Source organism: Delftia sp. DLF01 (genome assembly GCF_014852125.1).
Classification (GTDB): domain Bacteria; phylum Pseudomonadota; class Gammaproteobacteria; order Burkholderiales; family Burkholderiaceae_C; genus Comamonas; species Comamonas acidovorans.
Genome location: NZ_JACVAZ010000002.1, coordinates 452,735 through 470,780, shown reverse-complemented (window position 1 = coordinate 470,780; position 18,046 = coordinate 452,735). Strand labels below are relative to the sequence as shown.

General features: G+C 70.4%; 16 protein-coding genes. All 16 read right to left on the bottom strand.

Annotation, left to right across the window (positions count from 1 at the left end):
- Positions 1-26: 26 nt before the first annotated feature.
- The 16 genes from acs to IB269_RS10515 all read right to left on the bottom strand — a co-directional run bounded on the left by acs (position 27) and on the right by IB269_RS10515 (position 18,032).
- The gene (gene acs, locus IB269_RS10590) at positions 27-2,009 is read right to left on the bottom strand and encodes an acetate--CoA ligase (RefSeq protein ID WP_192367126.1); all 1,983 of its coding nucleotides are present in this window, start codon (positions 2,007-2,009) and stop codon (positions 27-29) included.
- Positions 2,010-2,115: 106 nt separating this feature from the next.
- Positions 2,116-3,027, bottom strand: a complete 912-nt coding sequence (locus IB269_RS10585; protein WP_192367125.1) for an acyltransferase domain-containing protein — start codon at positions 3,025-3,027, stop codon at positions 2,116-2,118.
- A complete protein-coding gene (gene mdcB, locus IB269_RS10580; protein WP_192367124.1) occupies positions 3,024-3,884 on the bottom strand; it encodes a triphosphoribosyl-dephospho-CoA synthase MdcB in 861 nt (286 codons plus the stop codon). The genes IB269_RS10585 and mdcB overlap by 4 nt, the downstream gene beginning before the upstream one ends.
- Positions 3,881-4,579, bottom strand: coding sequence for a malonate decarboxylase holo-[acyl-carrier-protein] synthase (gene mdcG, locus IB269_RS10575; RefSeq protein ID WP_225614083.1), 699 nt, complete (start codon positions 4,577-4,579; stop codon positions 3,881-3,883). The genes mdcB and mdcG overlap by 4 nt, the downstream gene beginning before the upstream one ends.
- Positions 4,580-4,593: 14 nt before the next feature.
- Positions 4,594-5,295, bottom strand: coding sequence for a biotin-independent malonate decarboxylase subunit gamma (locus IB269_RS10570; protein WP_097203377.1), 702 nt, complete (start codon positions 5,293-5,295; stop codon positions 4,594-4,596).
- Positions 5,296-5,300: 5 nt separating this feature from the next.
- Entirely contained in the window at positions 5,301-6,218 is a 918-nt protein-coding gene (locus tag IB269_RS10565; protein WP_012203693.1) for a biotin-independent malonate decarboxylase subunit beta, read from the bottom strand.
- Positions 6,215-6,547 (bottom strand): malonate decarboxylase acyl carrier protein, encoded by a 333-nt coding sequence (mdcC, locus tag IB269_RS10560; RefSeq protein ID WP_012203694.1) that lies wholly within the window; start codon positions 6,545-6,547, stop codon positions 6,215-6,217. The genes IB269_RS10565 and mdcC overlap by 4 nt, the downstream gene beginning before the upstream one ends.
- 10 nt (positions 6,548-6,557) lie before the next feature.
- A complete protein-coding gene (mdcA, locus tag IB269_RS10555; RefSeq protein WP_192367122.1) occupies positions 6,558-8,240 on the bottom strand; it encodes a malonate decarboxylase subunit alpha in 1,683 nt (560 codons plus the stop codon).
- Positions 8,241-8,305: 65 nt separating this feature from the next.
- On the bottom strand, positions 8,306-9,679 hold the full coding sequence (locus IB269_RS10550) for an SLC13 family permease (protein WP_192367121.1): 1,374 nt from the start codon (positions 9,677-9,679) through the stop codon (positions 8,306-8,308).
- A gap of 167 nt (positions 9,680-9,846) precedes the next feature.
- Positions 9,847-10,761 (bottom strand): LysR family transcriptional regulator, encoded by a 915-nt coding sequence (locus IB269_RS10545; protein ID WP_012203697.1) that lies wholly within the window; start codon positions 10,759-10,761, stop codon positions 9,847-9,849.
- Between the two features lie 101 nt (positions 10,762-10,862).
- Complete coding sequence (gene ssuD, locus IB269_RS10540) at positions 10,863-12,017, bottom strand: FMNH2-dependent alkanesulfonate monooxygenase (protein WP_012203698.1); 1,155 nt, start codon at positions 12,015-12,017, stop codon at positions 10,863-10,865.
- Positions 12,014-13,180 (bottom strand): sigma-54 interaction domain-containing protein, encoded by a 1,167-nt coding sequence (locus IB269_RS10535; RefSeq protein ID WP_123692861.1) that lies wholly within the window; start codon positions 13,178-13,180, stop codon positions 12,014-12,016. The genes ssuD and IB269_RS10535 overlap by 4 nt, the downstream gene beginning before the upstream one ends.
- Before the next feature lie 9 nt (positions 13,181-13,189).
- Positions 13,190-14,371 (bottom strand): acyl-CoA dehydrogenase family protein, encoded by a 1,182-nt coding sequence (locus tag IB269_RS10530; protein ID WP_192367120.1) that lies wholly within the window; start codon positions 14,369-14,371, stop codon positions 13,190-13,192.
- Positions 14,368-14,997 carry an FMN reductase gene (gene msuE, locus IB269_RS10525; protein ID WP_192367119.1) on the bottom strand — a complete coding sequence of 210 codons (630 nt, stop codon included), beginning with the start codon at positions 14,995-14,997 and terminating at the stop codon, positions 14,368-14,370. The genes IB269_RS10530 and msuE overlap by 4 nt, the downstream gene beginning before the upstream one ends.
- Before the next feature lie 271 nt (positions 14,998-15,268).
- Positions 15,269-16,579, bottom strand: coding sequence for an acyl-CoA dehydrogenase family protein (locus IB269_RS10520; RefSeq protein WP_192367118.1), 1,311 nt, complete (start codon positions 16,577-16,579; stop codon positions 15,269-15,271).
- Positions 16,580-16,667: 88 nt separating this feature from the next.
- Positions 16,668-18,032, bottom strand: a complete 1,365-nt coding sequence (locus tag IB269_RS10515; protein ID WP_192367117.1) for an LLM class flavin-dependent oxidoreductase — start codon at positions 18,030-18,032, stop codon at positions 16,668-16,670.
- Positions 18,033-18,046: the final 14 nt, after the last annotated feature.

The window sequence follows — 18,046 nt, the reverse complement described above, 5'->3', positions numbered from 1 at the left end:
ATTGCTTGTGGATTGCAGCCTGGCCTTCAGCAGGCCTGTGACAGCTGCTCCAGGATCGCCGGGTTCTCCAGGGTGGAGGTGTCCTGCACGATGGGCTCGCCGCGTGCAATGCTGCGCAGCAATCGCCGCATGATCTTGCCGCTGCGGGTCTTGGGCAGGTTGTCCCCGAACCGGATGTCCCTGGGCTTGGCGATCGGCCCGATCTCCTTGGCCACCCACTCCCGCAGCAGCCTGGCGATGTCGGCGGCCTCGGCGCCGCTGGGCCGCGAACGCTTGAGGACGACGAAGGCGCATATGGCCTCTCCCGTCGTGTCATCGGGCCGCCCCACGACGGCGGCCTCCGCCACCAGGTCGGTCATGGCCACCAGGGCGGACTCGATCTCCATCGTGCCCATGCGGTGGCCGCTGACGTTGAGCACATCGTCGATGCGGCCGGTGATGGTGAAGTAGCCGGTGCGCGCATCGCGGACCGCGCCGTCTCCCGCCAGGTAGTAGCGGCCCTTGAATTCTTCGGGAAAGTAGCTGGCGACAAACCGCTCGGGATGGCCCCAGATGTTCCTGATCATGGAGGGCCAGGGGCGCTTGATCACCAGGATGCCGCTGTCGCCCCAGGGCAGCTCGTTGCCGGCCTCGTCCACCACGGCGGCGGCAATGCCCGGGAAGGCCAGTGTGCAGGAGCCGGGCACGAGGTCCGTGGCTCCGGGCAGCGGCGTGATCATGTGCCCGCCCGTCTCCGTCTGCCAGAACGTATCGACGATGGGGCAGCGGCCCCCGCCCACCTGCTCGTGGTACCAGTGCCAGGCAGCGGGATTGATCGGCTCGCCCACGGACCCCAGGATGCGTAGGCTGCCCAGGTCGTAGCGCGCGGGATGGACCTGCGCATCGGCGTCGGCGGCCTTGATCAGCGAGCGAATGGCCGTGGGCGCCGTGTAGAAGACCGTCACCCCATGGGCCTCGATCATTTTCCAGAAGCGTCCCGCGTCCGGGTAGGTGGGTACGCCCTCGAACACCACCTGCGTGGCGCCCAGCGCCAGCGGGCCGTAGGCGATGTAGGTATGGCCGGTCACCCATCCGATGTCCGCCGTACACCAGAAGACATCGGAGGGCTGCAGGTCGAAGGTCCAGGCGCAGGTCACGGCGGCATGCAGCAGATAGCCTCCCGTGGCGTGCTGGACGCCCTTGGGGGTTCCGGTGGAGCCCGAGGTGTAGAGCAGGAAAAGCGGATGCTCGGCCTGCACCCATTCCGGTTCGCAGACATCACTCTGGGCTGCGGTGATTTCTTCAAGCCACAGGTCCCGGGGCTGGTGCATGGCGATGGCGCCGCCCGTGCGCCGTGCCACCAGCACGTGGCGGACCTGATCGCAGCCGGGCTGGGCCAGGGCCTCGTCCACGATGCTCTTGAGGGGCAATTGCCGTCCTCCCCGCACTTGCTGGTCTGCCGTGATGACGGCGCAGGCCCCCGTGTCCGCGATGCGGTCGCGCAGCGCCGTGGCGGAGAAGCCGCCAAACACCACGCAGTGAATGGCACCTATGCGTGCACAGGCCTGCATGGCGGCCACGCCGTCAATCGACATGGCCATGTAGATGACGACGCGGTCGCCCTTACCGACGCCCAGGCTGCGCAGGGCGTTGGCCAGGCGATTGACCCTGGCGAGAAGCTGCGCATAGGTCACCTGCGTCACCGCGCCGTCATCGGCTTCGAAGATGAGGGCCGTGCGCTCGCCCAGCCCCCGCTGGATGTTGCGCTCCAGGCAGTTCCAGCTGGCGTTGAGCGTGCCGTCATTGAACCATTCGTAGAACGGGGCGCGGCTTTCATCGAGCACGCGCGTGAACGGGCGCTTCCACGCGACGAACTCACGCGCGAGCCGGCCCCAGAACGCCTGGGGGTCGGCGTCCGCCTCCGCGACGAGCCGGTCATAGGCGGCGCGCCCGCTCACGCGCGCATTGCGGGCCAGCTCTGCAGATGGGGGATAGGACGGTGCAAGGGACGGTGCAAGGTCTTGGCTCATGGTGGTTGTCTCCTGGGTCTAGAAATCAAGGGGGTCACGAAGCCGGTGCAAAAAACTCCGGTGCAAAGGCTTCGGCGCAAAGGCTCAGGCGCAAGGCCCCGGGGCGTCAGTCCCCGCAGTGCCGGCCTATCCAGCCGGCAATGGCCGCCGCGCTGCGGAAGTCGTCGCAGGAGCGGGCCGGAATGTCCGGATGGCGCTGGTTCCACAGGCGTGCCAGCGCCTGGCCGGGGCCGATTTCCAGAACGCACCGCACCTGGCGTGCGGCAATGCTGTCCATGCAGTCGTCCCAGTGCACCGTGCCCGCTATCTGCTCGGACAGCGCCGTCCGGGCGCCTGCGGCGTCACGCACCCGCCGGGCCGTGTTGCTGAACAGCGCCACGGCGGGCGCGTGCACGGCCACCTGGCCCAGGTCCTGTGCGAAGGCCTGGGCGGCCTGGCGCATCCACGGGGTGTGGGAAGCCACCTGCACGCGCAGCCGGGTGGCATGCGCGCCCTGGCGCACCGCCTGCGCCTGCGCCTGCTCCAGCGCCGCATGGGGGCCGCCCAGGATGAGGCTCTCTGGCCCGTTGCGTATGGCCACGGCCAGCCCGGTCGTCTCCAGCAGGGCGGCCATGCGTGCGGGCGGCAGGCCGCTGACGGCCAGCAGCCCGCCGCCGGGCATCTGCTGGGCGCAGCGGTCCATGGCCGCCGCCCGGCGCGCGGCCAGGGCGACGATGTCGCAGGCATCCAGCGAGCCCGCGGCACCGAACGCGGGCAGTTCCCCCACGCTGTAGCCCGCCACGGCCGAAGGCGCGGGCAGTTGCGGGGACAGCTGCATCCACGCGGCCATGGCCAGGCCTGCCAGCAGGGGCTGGGCCACGGCGTTGGACTCGGCCCACGGCGCATCCGCCAACCTGTCGCGCCAGTGCGCAACCTGCAGCTGTTCGCAGACTGCCTGTGTCCATGCATCGTCCGCCAGCCAGGGGAGCATGGCGGGATGCTGCGTACCCTGGCCCGAAAACAGCAGTGCAAAGCTCATGGCCGCTCGCAGACACGCAGCACCCAGCAGGCCGCCGCCAGGGTATCGGCCGCGCCGCCCGGTGAAAGGCGGCGCGCAACGAAATCGTCGCAAATGGCCTGCGCCCTGGACAGGCCTTCGGGATGCGCGCAGCCGCCCGCCTGGAGAAAGCGCCGCGCGGCATCCTGGCCATGGCGCAGCCCCTGCATGCCCGCGCGGTGGGCCATGTTGCAGTCGTCCAGCACCGCCATGATGTGGAACAGGGCCTCCAGCCGCGCCAAGGGAGCGGGCAGCCCGCTGGCATGCGCTCTGGCCAGCGCCGGCACGGCGGTGTCGAACAGGATGGGGAAACCCAGGGCCGCCTCCTGCGAGGCGCCCCGCAGGCCGTGGCGGCGCGCGGCGATGCCGCCGGGCAGGGCGGAGGCCCGCAGGCTGCGCTGCTGCAGCGCATCGCCCCAGTGGCGGCACAGGGCCTCGCGCAGCCATGCGGCGCCGGGAATGCAGGCCTGCTCGGCCAGCACCGCGCCGCCGGCCGCGCACAGCAGGCCCAGCATGAAGACGGCGCCACGGTGGGTGTTGATGCCGCCGGTGGCGGCCAGCATGCGCTGCTCCGCCTCGATGCCCAGGCGCTCCAGCACGGGAAACGATGCGCCCTGGCTGCCTGCCTGGGCCATTTTGGGGAAGTAGCTGCGCAGCGCGAACAGGCTGCGCATGAAGCTGTGGGCATCCATGTCGTCATGGCTGCCGCGGTCCACCAGGGTCACCAGGCCGGGCTTGGGCGTCAGCGACAGCTCGTCGTAGAGGGCCAGCGTGGCCGCGCGGCCGATATGCCCGGTCGATGGCAAGGCCCGGGCCGGGTGGAGAAGTGCAGGTTTCATGCAGGAACTCCAGGCGCCGCAGCCGACGCACACCAGTCATGGTCTTCACGCAGTGCCACCCCGTGCAGGCCCTTGACCAGGACCGATCGCACCCTGCCTGCACGCCAGGCGGCCCATTCGCGCCAGGCCACGGCCCAGCCGCCGGGAAACACCAGCTCGGCATCCACGCGCGGGCCGTCCTGCGGCATGGCCTGCAGCAGGCTGGCCAGCCGATCGCCCTGTTCGGCGCCATCGACCGGAACCCAGAGGTCGATGTCCGAGCCGGGCCGCAGATAGGGCAGGCCCGTGATGCACTGCCACCCGTGGCTGCCGAAGACAAAGCCCGTCGCCCCGGCAGCGCGCAGGCAGTGCTGCAAGGCGCCGTATGTGGCGAGGGGCGAGGCCGAGTACGAGATCGTGTGCGAGGCCATCAGCCCATCCAGCGAGGGAAATTCGCGGGTGCCCATGGCCGCGCCGCGTGCCACATCGAAGCCCATGCGCCGCCGCTGCCAGCGCCCGGGCGCAGGCAGGCCCAGCGCCATCAGGCCGGCTGCGGCATGGTCGGCCGACTGCCGCGCGACCACCAGCGGCAGTGCATGGTCGCGCCAGTGCGTGAGGATCTCGCGCGCCTGCGCATCCCAGGGGCGTTCCAGCAGGTCCGCCCAGGCCTGCGGGCCCAGGTCCACCAGCTGGTGGCGGTGCAGGGTGTCCAGCATGCTGCGGCCTGCCTTCATCCAGCGGCCAGGACGCGCTGCACCACCTCGGCGGCCAGCTTGCGGCCGCCGCGCTCGGCGCCGTCCAGTGCGCGCATGTCCTCGCGCGGGCTGTGGGCCAGGGCGTCGCGCAGCGCCGCCTGCAGATCGCCTTGCCACAGGCCGCGCACGCCGCCCATGGCCACGTAGTTGCCCACGCCGGGGGCGAACACCGGGTTGGACTCGGACAGGGCATTGAGCAGGGACTCGGGCAGCTTGGTGATGCGCGACATGGCGGGGATGCGCATCACGCGGATCTCGGCCTCGGGCAGGGCGTAGCAGGCATCGGCGATCAGGCCCGAGGTGATGAAGCCGCCCGACAGCGCCTGGTCATAGACCAGGCCGATGACGCGGTGGCCCCGGCGCCGTGCCAGGTCGATGCAGGTGCCCAGGTGGGCCATGGCGCGGTTGATGCCCAGCAGCTCGTCATGGCGGCGCAGTTGCTGGCCCTGCGTGTCGATCAGCAGCACGATGGGGCGGCCAGGGTGCGCGCCGACCGTCTCCAGCACCACCCGGGCCTGGGCCAGGGCCAGCCGCACGCCGATGGGCGCGTGGCCCGTGGTGCCGACGATGGTGAGGGGCTGGCCATCGAACACGGCGTGGCCTTCGAGGAAATCGCCGTTGGCGTGAATCTGGTGGCCCGGGCCGAACAGGTGCTCGGCAAGTGTGTTCCATTGCATGGCGGCTACTCCTGTGAAATGCCCGTGGCGGGCGTCGTGCGCAAGGCACGCACGGCGGCGGCGTCCAGGTCGGGCACGCGCCAGGCGTCGGGCACGCCCAGGGCCTGCCACAGGCGCATGGCCTCGTCCTGCGGGCCGATGGCGCTGCCCGCCTTGAGGGCGTCCAGGGTGTCCAGCCGCGCGCGCAGCAGCGCATGCTCCTGCAGCAGCCCTTCAAGACTCACCGGACGGGAGTGGTCCAGCGCGGCGATGGCGGCGGCGCGGAAGGCCTCGACATCGTCGGCCACCAGCGCATCGCAGTCGCCGCACAGCCAGCGGTGCTTGCCGCCGGTGGTGCGCCAGACCAGGGCGCGGTCGCGCGCATCGAATTCATCGACGCCGTGCGAGGCCTCGATCACCTCCGGTCCCGACATGGCCAGGCGGCCGATGTCGCTCATCACCACCTGGTCGGCGCAGCGCGCCACGATGCCCATGCCGCCGAAGCAGCCGTTGGCCCCGCCGATGAGGACCACCACAGGGATGCCCGAGGCGCGCACGTCCAGCAGGGCGCGCATGACCTCCGACACCGCGATCAGCCCGGCATTGGCCTCATGCAGCCGAACGCCGCCCGACTCGGCCAGCAGCAGCACGGCCGCGGGCCGCTCCAGCAGGGCGCGGCGCAGCAGGCCCACGAGCTTGGCGCCATGCACCTCGCCCACGCCGCCGCCCATGAATTCGCCCTCCTGCGCGGCCACGAACACCGTGCGCCCGCCCAGCAGGCCCCGGCCGATGGCCACGCCGTCGTCAAAGGCGCTGGGCACGCCCAGCTGTGCCAGATGGGGGCTGGTCAGCCGCTCGGAGGGCGGCAGCCATTCATGGAAGCTGGCGGCATCCAGCAGCTTCGCCAGGCGCTCGCGCGCCGTGCATTCCGCGTAGCTGATCATGGCTGGCCTCCCTGCAGTTCGGCCAGGGCCTGGTCCAGCCGCAGGCTGACCACGGCCGGCGTGGCCCCCATGTCGTTGATGGACACGCGCACGCCGCCCACGGGGTGGCGTTCGCGGAAATCCTCCACCACGGCCTGCCAGATGGCGCCGAAGCCGTGTGCCGAGGTCTGCACCTGCACTTCGCAGCCATCGCCGCCCGTGCTCTCCAGCATCACCTCCAGGTTGCCCGAGCCGACCACGCCGACCAGGACGGGGGCAAAGGCGCCGGCCGGCCGGCCGCCTGCGAAGCAATAGCTCAGGGACTCCAGCCCTGCGGGTATCTCGCTCATATCGTCTCTCCTACCAGTTCCTGAATCGGCGGGGAGGCTGGTACAGCCCGCCCGAGGCCTGGGCCAGATCGCGCATGCTGCGCGCGGCCAGCAGATTGCGCGTGGCCTGGCGCGGGTCGATGCCCAGGTCCTGCGGACGGCGGATCACCCCGCGGTCACGCAGGTTCTCCACCATGCGACGGTCGCGCGCCAGGCCCACGGCCGTGTAGCCGGCCACGCCGCGGATGGCCTGCTCGCGCTCTTCGTCGCTGCGGCACAGCAGCAGGTTGGCAATGCCTTCCTCCGTCAGGATGTGGGTCACGTCCTCGCCGTAGATCATGATGGGCGGCAGGTCCATGCCGGCCTGCTCCTGCAGCGTCCAGGCATCGAGCCGCTCCACGAAGGCGGGCTGCATGTGCTCGCGGAAGGTCTCCACCATCTGCACCACCAGCTTTTGCCCGCGCGGCGTGCCTGCCGCGCCGCTGCGGCCCGCCCGCGCCTCGCGCCCGGCCTTGAGCCAGGCGGCGCTGGCATGGCGCCGGCCGCGCGCGTCCGCGCCCATGTTGGGGGCGCCGCCGAAGCCGGCAATGCGCCCCAGCGTCGCGGTGGAGCTGTTGCCGTCCAGGTCGATCTGCAGCGTCGAGCCGATGAACAGGTCGCAGGCATAGTGGCCCGCCGCCTGGCAGAAGGCGCGGTTGCTGCGCAGGCTGCCATCGGCGCCGGTGAAGAACACGTCCGAGCGCGCACGGATGTAGTCCTCCATGCCCAGCTCGGAGCCGAACGAATGGATGGACTCCACCCAGCCGGCCTCGATGGCCGGTATCAGCGCCGGATGCGGGTTCAGCGCCCAGTGCCGCGCAATGCGGCCCTTCAGCCCCAGCGATTCGCCGTAGGTCGGCAGCAGCAGCTCGATGGCCGCCGTGTCGAAGCCGATGCCATGGTTCAGGCGCTGGACCTCGTACTCGGCGTAGATGCCCTTGATGGCCATCATGGCCATCAGCACCTGGATTTCGCTGATCTGGGCCGGGTCGCGCGTGAACAGCGGCTCGATGACGTTGGGCCGGGGCGCCTGCACGACGAAATGCACCCAGTCCGAGGGAATGTCCACGCGCGGCAGCGCCGTGGTGGTGCCATCCACCATCTCGTTGACCTGGGCGATGACGATGCCGCCCGAAAAGGCCGTGGCCTCGACGATGGCCGGCGTGTCTTCGGTGTTGGGGCCGGTGTACAGGTTGCCCTGGGCATCGGCCGCGTGGGCCGCCACCAGGGCCACCTTGGGCGTCAGGTCCACGAAGTAGCGCGCGAACAGCTCCAGGTAGGTGTGGATGGCCCCGATCTCCAGCTGCCGGGCCGAGACCAGCTTGGCCAGCCGCGCCCCTTGCGGGCCGGAGAAGCTGAAGTCCAGCCGCCGCGCGATGCCGTTTTCAAACACATCCAGGTGCTCCGGCAGCGCCAGCACCGACTGCACCATGTGCAGATCGTGCACCTGCTGCGGATCGAGCTGGACCAGGGCGCGGGCCAGGAAGTCGGCCTGCTTCTGGTTGTTGCCTTCGAGGCAGACGCGGTCGCCGGGCGCCAGCACGGCGTGCAGCAGCTCGGTGATGGCGCCGGCATCGACGCTCTTGCCGGCCAGGCGCGGCCCGAGGGCGGCCCGGGCGCGCGCCAGCCTGGCGGCGCGCTCCCCGGCTTTGAGGTTCCAGGAGGGGTCAGTCATGGGATATCAGGGGTTGGCGTGACATGGAGGGGGCAGGGGGCGGGCGGTCCGGTCGAAGTGCCTGGCTAGAGGACCACGAACAGCAGCCACACGAGCAGCGGCGCCACCAGGGTGACAAGGCCGCCGTAGACCATCAGCTGGCGGAAGAAGCGGTCGCGGTCCACGCCCTTGGCATTGGCCAGGACGAGGGCGCCGTTGGTCGAGAAGGGGCTGACATCCACGATGGTCGAGGACACGGCCATGGCCGCGATGAAGCCGACGGCGCTCACATCGGAGCCGCCCTGCAGGAAGGGCACGGCCAGCGGAATCAGCGAGCCCAGCACCGCCGTCGAGGAGGCGAAGGCCGACACCACGGCGCCCACGAAGCACAGCAGCAAGGCCGCCACCAGGGGCGAGGTCAGCTGCGCCACGCTGTGGCCGACGAAGTCGATGGTGCCCATCTTGTCCATCACGCCCACATAGGTGCTGACACCCACGATGAGCATGATCTCGGGCCAGGACACCTGGCCCAGCGCGCGCTTTTGCAGGTTGGGCGCCATCAGCGTCAGCACCAGGCCGATGGTGATGGAGACAAAGCCGATGTCCTGCTTGAAGAACAGGGTGAGGACCGCGAGCGCCAGCAGGCCGACCACGGTGGCCATCTGGTAGCTGCGCGATTGCGGCGCGGCGTCCTGTTCAGGGGCGGCGCGCATCAGCGAGTCGCTGGAGCGTGCAGCCGTGTTGCGCTCCTCGGACAGGGCCTCGCCTTCGGCGTCGCCATACACCTGGGCGCCGCCCTGGGCATGCGAGACGCGCGGCGTGGCGGGCACGCTGCCATCGGCATCGGCCTTCATGCGCATCAGCCGGGCGCCGCCCATCAGGAAGAACAGCAGCACGGCCACGGCCAGGTTGACCCCCATGCTGGCCAGCATGGTGGCCATCTCGTTGAGCGGCAGGCCCGCCTTGGCCACGATCTTGTTGGTGATGCCGCCGTAGATGCTGATGGGCGAGAAGCCGCCGCCCTGCGCGCCATGGATCACCAGCAGACCCATCATCAGCGGATTGATGCCGTACTTGGCGGCAAAGCCCAGGGCAATGGGCGCGATGATGGCCACGGCCGCAGGGCTGACGGCGCCCACCGCCGTCAGCAGGGCCGCAATGAAGAACATGATCCACGGTATGGCGGCAATGCGCCCGCGCACGGCGCGCACCGCCATGCGGACCAGCCAGTCGATGGTTCCGTTGTTCTGCGCCAGCGCGAACAGGTAGGTGATGCCCGCCAGCGTCAGAAACAGGTCGGCGGGAAAGCCGCCAATGATGGCCTTGGTTCCCATGCCGGCCACCAGGGTGCCGACCAGGAAGGCCCCGACAAAGGCCAGCAGGCCCATGTTGATGGGCAATGCCGTCGCCAGGACGAACATGCCTATCAACGCGCCAATCGATATCCAATGGGAATTCATGCGATGTCTCCGGTTTTTTATGCGCCTGCAATACGTGTGCATGCTGGTATGCACGGTACGCGGCGGCCCGGAGCGCATCAATAAAGCGCGAGCGCCAACAATTACGCAGAGAGAAACAATGAAGGGTTAACCCGGCGAAGCGGGGCTGTCGCCCCCGGTATGGCGGGTCAGCCGAGCTGCCCGTCCGCGAGCCGGCACACGCTGAGCAGGGCCAGCAGGTTGGGGTCGCGTTCGCGGGAGCGCAAAAAGGTCAGCACGATGGTCTGGCGCATCAGGTACCTGGCCTGCAGCGGTATCAGCTGCACCTTCTGCGGCATCACGCCGCGCACACGCCCGGGCAGCAGCGTGTAGCCGACGCCGCCGCTGACCAGGTTCATCAGCGAGAAGATGTCATCCGTCTTCATCACCACGTTGGGCGTGAAGCCGGCCACCCGGAAGGACTCGATGAAGCCGCCATAGGTCGCAAAGCCTTCGCCCAGGCTCACGAAGTTCTCGCGCGCCATGGCGCCCAGATCGACCTCGGCCAGATGCGCATAGGGCGAGCCCACGGGCGCGGCAAAGAAAATGTCGTCCTCGAACAGCAGCTGCGTCTGCATGTCGGCGGCGTTGTCCGGCATGGCCATCAGCGCCGCGTCCAGCGTTCCGTTGCGCAGCCGCTCCAGCAGGCCGGCGTTCGAGCCCAGCACCAGTTCGGTCTGCAGATCGGGGCGGCGCAGCTTCAGCGCCATCACCAGCGCCGGCACGGTGCGGTTGGTCAGGGAGTACAGCGAGCCGATGCGGATGCGGTCCGCCGAGTAGCCTGCCACCTCGCGCGTGGCGCGTATGCCCTCGGACATGGTGGCCAGCACCTCCCTGGCGACATCGGCCAGGGTCTGCGCTGCCTCGGTGGGCTTGAGGTTGCGCCCCTCGTGCCGGAACAGGGCGCAGCGCATGCCGGCCTCCAGCGCATGCAGGGCGCGGTGCACGCTGACCGAGCTGGTCTCCAGCCGTTCCGCCGTCTTGGCGAGATTGCCTGTCTCCAGGAAGGCGAGCAGCACCTCCAGTCTGCGGAAGGTTATTTCGTCATCGATTCTCAGGCTCATGGCAACGTCACGCTCTCATCGTGGGGGACGGGCGGATTGTGGCGTTGATCGCGTTGCGTGCACAGACTCCGGTCTGTCCGGGGGCCGCGGCCCCGGCCGGCTCACGATGCGGATTGGCTGCGCTGGATGCTGCGGATGTCGAAGGCGCCGCCGGTCTGGGCCTGGTCGCTGGTGGTGACGGCCCGCTTGCCGAGCAGGGGGAAGACCAGCTCGGCAAAGCGGATGGATTCCTCCAGGTGCGGGTAGCCCGAAAGCACGAAGCTGTCCGCGCCCAGCGCGGCGTACTCGCGCAGGCGCTCGGCCACGGTGGCGGCATCGCCGACCAGGGCCGTGCCCGCGCCGCCGCGCACCAGGCCCACGCCGGCCCAGAGGTTGGGCGCCACCTCCAGCCGGTCGCGCCGCCCGCCGTGCAGCGCGGCCATGCGCGACTGGCCCACGGAGTCCATGCGCGCATAGCCGGCCTGGGCGCGGGCGATGTCCTCGTCGGTGAGCTTGCTGATCAGGCGCTCGGCATCGGCCCAGGCCTCCTCGTTGGTCTCGCGCACGATGACGTGCAGCCGCACGCCCAGGCGGACCTGGCGGCCCTGCTGCGCGGCGCGGCGGCGGATGTCGGCGAACTTTTCGGCCACGGCGGCGGGGGGCTCGCCCCAGGTGAGGTAGGCGTCCACCTGGCGTGCGGCCAGGTCGTGGGCGGCGTCCGAGGAGCCGCCGAAGTACAGCGGCGGATGCGGCTTTTGCACCGGGGGAAAGAAGTTGCGGCCCTGCTTGACCTTGAAGTATTTGCCGTCGAAATCCACGGCCTCGCCGGCGAGCAGGCGGCGCCAGATGGTCAGGAATTCATCGGCATAGGCATAGCGTTCGTCATGGGCCAGGAAGATGCCGTCGGCCTCCAGCTCGGTGGCATCGCCCCCTGGCACCACGTTGAGCAGCAGGCGCCCGCCCAGGGCCTGGTCCAGCGTGGCGGCCTGGCGTGCGCTGGACACGGGCGCGCCCAGCGAGGTGCGCAGGGCCACCAGCAGCTTGATGCGCTGCGTGACGGGCACCAGGCTGGAGGCGACCACCCAGGGGTCCAGGCAGGAACTGCCGGTGGGGATCAGCAGGCCGTCGTAGCCCAGCTCCTCGGCCGTGACGGCGATCTGGCGCATGTAGGCGTTGGTGGGCGCGCGGCCGAAGTCGGAGGTGCCGAGGTAGCGCGTGTCGCCCGAGGTGGGCAGGAACCAGAAGATGTCTGGCGATGCGTGGGGGTCTTGACTCATGGGATCTCCGGGGACGATGGAAAAGACGGTGGCGCGGCCTCGCCCGGCACCTGGCCCAGGCGCTGCAGCCGCGCGCGCACCACGCTGCGGCTGATGCCCAGCTGGCGCGCGGTCTGCACCTGATTGCCGCGGTTGCGCTGCCAGGCCTTGAGCAGCAGGGCGCCCAGCACGTGCTGCTCCAGGCCTTCGGCATGCACGTCGCACAGGCTGTCCAGCGCTTCGCCCAGGGCCAGTTCGGCGGCGGCGGCCTGGGCGCCGTGTTCGGCCTCGCGTGTGGGGACGGGATCGGGCTCGCCCTGGCTGCTGGCGATGTGCAGGTCGCCCGCACCGATGTGCATGCCCTGGGTCAGCAGCAGGCTGCGGTGGATGACGTTCTCCAGCTCGCGGCTGTTGCCGGGCCAGTCGTGCTCCAGCAGCTTGCGCTGCGCGTCCTGGCTGAGTGCCATGGGCGCGTAGCGCATGCGCTGGCAGTAGCTCGCGATGAAGTGGCGCGCCAGCGGCAGGATGTCGGCCGGGCGCTGGCGCAGCGGCAGCACGGTGAGGGTGACGACATCGAGCAGGTAGTACAGGTCTTCGCGAAAGCGCCGCGCCGCCACCTTGGTGTGCAGCGGCGCGCTGCTGGCCGCGAGCACGCGCACATCGGCCGGCGTGCGCTGGCTGGCGCCGATGCGGGTGACCGCCTTGTCCTGCAGCACGCGCACCAGCTTGCTCTGGATGTGCAGGGGCAGGTCGTCGATCTCGTCCAGCAGCAGGGTGCCGCCATGGGCGTCCTCGAAGCGGCCGGGCAGGTTGCCGAAGGCACCCGTCAGCGCACCGCTTTCGTGGCCGAAGAGCTCGGCGTTGATCAGGGCCTCGGACAGCGCGCCGCAGTTGACGGCGACAAAGGGGCCGTGGCGGCGCGGGCTCAGGCGGTGGATGTGGCGGGCCACCATTTCCTTGTCGGCGCCGCTGTCGCCCAGGATGAGGACGCCGGCCTCGCTGGCGGCCACCTGTCCCATGGTCTTGAGCAGGGCCTGCGAGGCCGGGTCTTGCAGTATCCACGGCGCGGGCGCGGCACCGTCATCGTGCGCGGCAGAGGTTGCGGGCGCATGCACGGTTGCAGGTACGGGCGCAGGTGTTGCCGAGGACTTGCCGGGCGGCCAGGTGGGCAGACGGGTGTTCATGGCGCGGCGTCACGAGTAGAAGCTGGGCTGCGGATGGGTTCCGTTGAGCACCCAGTCGCCCAGCTCCTGCAGCTTGTAGTGCAGCGGGTCGTGCAGCGTCTGCGTGCGCAGGTTGCGCCAGAAGCGGTCAAAGCGCAGCGCCGCGTGCGTGGCGCGCGCGCCCGTTGCCTCGAAGATGCGGCTGGACAGGTCCAGCCCCGAGCGCGTGGTGGCAATCTTGGCGGCCGTCACGGCCACGGCGACTTCGCCGCGCTCGTGGGCGGTCAGCGCCGGGCCACGGCGCCAGGCGGCGTCAAAGCGCTGCGCGGCCTGCAGGGTCAGCAGGCGCGCGCCTTCCAGCGCGGCCCACAGCTCGCCATACAGCGCCTGGATGTGGGGGTCTGCGCCGGCCGCATCGGCAGGGGACTTGAACCAGGGCCGCGCCTCGTTCAGCGTGTAGCCGCGCGCCTGCTCCAGCGCGCCCTGGGCAATGCCCAGGAACAGATGGGCCAGGATGAGCTGGGCCAGCAGCGGGCGCAGCGCGGCATGGGGCGTGGACAGCGGGCCGGGGTCCAGCAGCAGCTCGGCCGCCTCCACGCGCACGCGCTCGAACAGGGCCGAGCCGCTGTCGGTCTGGCGCTGGCCCATGTTGTCCCAGTCGCGCAGCAAGGTGATGCCCGTGCGCTCCGTGGGCACCACGCCGATCAGCAGCTGGCCGCTGTCGGCATCGATGGCCGAGGCCACCAGCATCTGCGAGTCCAGCGCGCCCGAGGTAAAGCTTTTCTTGCCCGAGAACTCCCAGTGGCCGGGCTGGCGCGTGGCCGTGGTGCGGCGGTCCAGAGGGTTCAGCGTATTGCCCCAGAACCAGCGGTGGCGTGCCGTCTGCAGCAGCCAGGGCCGCCACTGGGCGGGCTGGCCGAACAGCTGCACGGTGGCCAGGTGCAGGTGCTGGAAACCGTAGACATGGGCCAGCGAGCCGTCTGCCGTGGCCAGGATGCGCACCGTCTCCAGCGTCTGCACCCAGTCCGCGCCCAGGCCGCCCAGCTCGCGCGGAATGCTCAGTGCCAGCAGGCCGCTGGCGCGCAGCGCATCGCGCTCGGCCTTGGGCGTGCCGCCTGCGGCATCGCGCCGGGCCGCCGTGGCGGCAAGGCACTGCGCCAGATCCTGCGCAGTGGCTATCGGGTCCGCAGGGACGGCCTCTGCCTGGCTCACGCGGGCTGCCCGGCCAGGGCCAGGTCGGCGGCTTCGGGAACGGGCGGCTTTGCCTCGGCCTGGATTTGGGCCTGCACCAGCTGCTGCAGCGCACCGCGCAGCACTGGCGCCGACAGCTGCACGGTCAGCTCGATGCGCTGGCGCAGCGATTCGCTGTGGACCTGGCCGTCCTGGATGTCCTCGGGCGTGGAGTACACGCCAATGGGCAGGGTGAGGGCCGAGAAAAAGCCGAACAGCGGGCGCAGCTGGTGGTCCAGGATGAGTGCGTGGCGCGGGCTGCCGCCGGTGGCGGCCAGCAGCACGGGCGTGCCCTGCAGCGCGTCCAGGTCGATCAGGTCGAACAGGTGCTTGAGCAGGCCCGGCAGGCTGGCGCGAAAGACCGGCGCGCCGACGATGAGGAAGTCGGCCTGCTCGATGGCTTCGATGGCCTGCAGCGTGGCCGGCGGCAGGTCGTTCTTGGACAGGGCCGCGCCCAAGTGGGGCTGCAGGTCCAGCAGGTCGATGACCTGTGCCTGCAGCGGCAGCTCCTGGCCCAGGCGGGCATGCAGGGCGTCCAGCAGGACACGGGTGCGGGAGGGGCGGCTCAGGCTGCCATTGACGATGACAGTCTTCAGCGATCGGCTCATGGAAACTCCTTGGCGTGGGTTCCAGGAGGCAGCGCGGCATGCGGTTTGCGAAGACTGCCAGCCCGGATGAGGTGGGATGGATGCCTTCATTACAGGGCCGAACGCCGGTATGGCGAAAGAAACTTAATGCATTTGCTTATCGGTTTGGGTGCCTTGGCAAGTGCTTGTTTCTGAAAGGAATTTTGTGGCGCATGGCATGTGCTAATGCGTTCTGGCGATATGCGCACGGCCGCTGCGCCCGTCCCTGCGCAGCGCGGCCGCGCAAGGGCCTTCAGCCCGCCACGCCCGTCACGCCCGTCACGCCCACGTGCCAGTAGTAGATGGGGTCGGCGCCGTTGAGCAGGATGTCGCCCGCCGAGCGGGCCTTGTACAGCACGGGGTTGTGCGAGGCCAGGGTGCGCGCATTGCGCCAGTGGCGGTCCAGTGCCAGGTCTTCGGACAGGGCGCTGGAGCCGCCCACCTCGAACAGCCGCGCGGCCGCCTGCAGCACGGGATCGACCACGGCCACCTGGGCCTGGGCCGTGCGCAGCTCCAGGGCATGCAGCTGCTGCAGCGGCACCTCGCGCCCGGCCTCGCGCTCGCGCGCGATGCGGCCCAGTTCGGCGGCCACGTCGGCCACGGCCAGGCCTGCGATGTAGGCCGTGCCGGCCAGCTGGCCGACGATGTGCTGCACCAGCGGATCGTCCTTGGGCAGGGTGGCGCTGCCGTGGCTGAACACGCGGCGGCGCGCCTGCACATAGGCGATGGCATCGCGCTGCAAGGCCCGTGCAATGCCGGCCAGGGTGGCCAGGTGGGCCAGCTGGAAATAGGCCACCAGGGGCGTGGGCTGGGCGCGCGGGAAGCGGATCACGGCGTCGTCGGGCACGCGCACCTGGCTGAGCACGGTGGTGCCCGAGCCGGTCAGGCGCTGGCCAAAGCCGCGCCAGTCATCGAAGCGCTGCACGCCGGCCTCCGAGGTGGGCACGACGGCGTGCACGGTCTGGTCTTGCTTGCCCGGCTCCACCGCGCGCGCCACCACGGTCACCCAGTCGGCATACAGCGTGCCCGTGCTGTAGAACTTGCGCCCGTCCAGCCGCCACCAGCCGGGCTGCGCATCGGGCACCAGGGTGGTCTGCAGCGTGCCCAGGGTGCCCGTGCCCACCTCGGTGGTGGCATTGCCGAACACGGCGCCGCGCGCGGCCAGCGGCAGCCAGCGGGCCTGGGTGGCGGCATCGCGGTCGATGAGCACGCGGTCCAGAAAGCCGAAGTGCGGGCGCAGGATCTGGGCGACGTTGGAGTCTGCCTCGGCCAGCTCGGTCCACAGCGCGAACAGTTGCTCCACGCTGGCGCCGGCCCCGCCAAGGCGGCGCGGCACGCGCAGCGCGGTGAAGCCGCTGTCACGCAGCCAGGCGATGGGTTCATGGGCCAGGCTGCGCGTGCGTTCGCGCTCGGCCGCACCCTGGGCGATGCGGTCGAACACGGGGCGAAAACGCGCCTGCAGGGATGGCAGCGAGGGCGCGTCGGGATCGGCCGGGCCGTCTGTGGTTGGGCCGGGCGCCGCGTAGGCCGCAGGCTCGGTGGCGCAGGGGAGGGTGGTGGTCATGGCTTTGCAAATTCAAAGGCCCGCCAACCCGGCCTGCCTGCAAGGCAGGGCCGGGCCACGGGCCGGTGGGGGAGGGTGGCTAAGGACTTCAACGCCGCCAGCGCGCGGCGGCGTGGCTGGCGGGCAGGCGGTCGCCCTGGCCGAACAGGCGCTGGCGCAGCGTGGCGTCCTCGCCGTAGCTGGTGCGGTAGCGGCCCCGGTTCTGCAGCTCGGGCACGACCAGGCGGGCGAAGTCTTCCCAGGTCTCGGGCGCGACGATGCGGGTCAGGTTGAAGCCGTCGATCTCGCCCACGTCGATCCAGCGCTCCAGCTCGTCGGCCACATGGGACGGGTCGCCCACGATGGTGGCGTAGCGGCTGCCCAGCGTGAACTGCTCCAGCAGCTTGCGCCGCGTGGTCCAGCCCTGCTTCTGCGCGGCCTGGGCCGCCGACTGGATGGCGTTGGTGTTGCCGAAGGAGATGGGGTCGTCCAGCCCGTACTGCGCAAAGTCCACGCCGGTGCTGGCGGCAAAGTGGGCCAGCCCGCTTTCCGCGCTGGCGTGGGCCAGGTAGTCGGCGTATTTCTCGCGCGCCTCGGCCTCGGTGCGGCCGGGCACCACGGCCACGCCGGCGTAGATCTTGATGTCCTCGGGACGACGGCCCGCGTCCACGGCGGCCTGGCGCAGCTGGCGCGAGGCCTCGCGCGCGGCCTCGGGCGTGCGCGCGCCGATGAAGATGCCCTCGGCATGCCGGCCCGCAAAGCGCAGCCCGCGCGGCGAGGTGCCGGCCTGGAACAGCACGGGCGTGCGCTGGGGCGAGGGCGCGCTCATGTGGATGGCGTTGGCGCGGTAGAACGGCCCCTCGTGCACCACCGGGTGCACCTTGCCGGGCAGGGCGTGGATGCGCCGCGCCTTGTCGGCGATCACGGCGCCCTCTTCCCAGCTGCCTTCCCAGAGCTTGTAGGAAAGCTCCAGGAAGTCGTCGGCGCGGTCGTAGCGGCTGTCGTGCTCGGCCAGGCCGTTCTGGCCCAGTCCGCGCGCGCCGCTGTCCACATAGCCGGTGACGATGTTCCAGCCGATGCGGCCGTTGGTCAGCTGGTCCAGCGTGGTCACGTCGCGCGCGAAGGTATAGGGCTGGTGCGCGCCCACGGTGGCCGTGAGGCCGAAGCCGATGTGCCGCGTCACCGCCGCCATGGCCGAGACCAGCAGCCAGGGGTTGTTGACGGGCAGCTGTATGCCTTCGCGCAGGGTCAGGTCCACGCCGCCCTGGTAGACGTCGTAGTAGCCGACCACGTCGGCGATGAAGATGCCGTCGAACAGGCCTTCCTCCAGCACCCTGGCGATGTGGGTCCAGTAGGCCAGCGAGCCGTACTCGGTGGAGCGGTCGCGCGGATGGGTCCACAGGCCGTGGTGTATGTGGCCCACGCAGTTCATGTTGAAGGCGTTGACGTGGATGTGGCGCTTGGCTTGCGTCATGGGGCGGGTCCTGC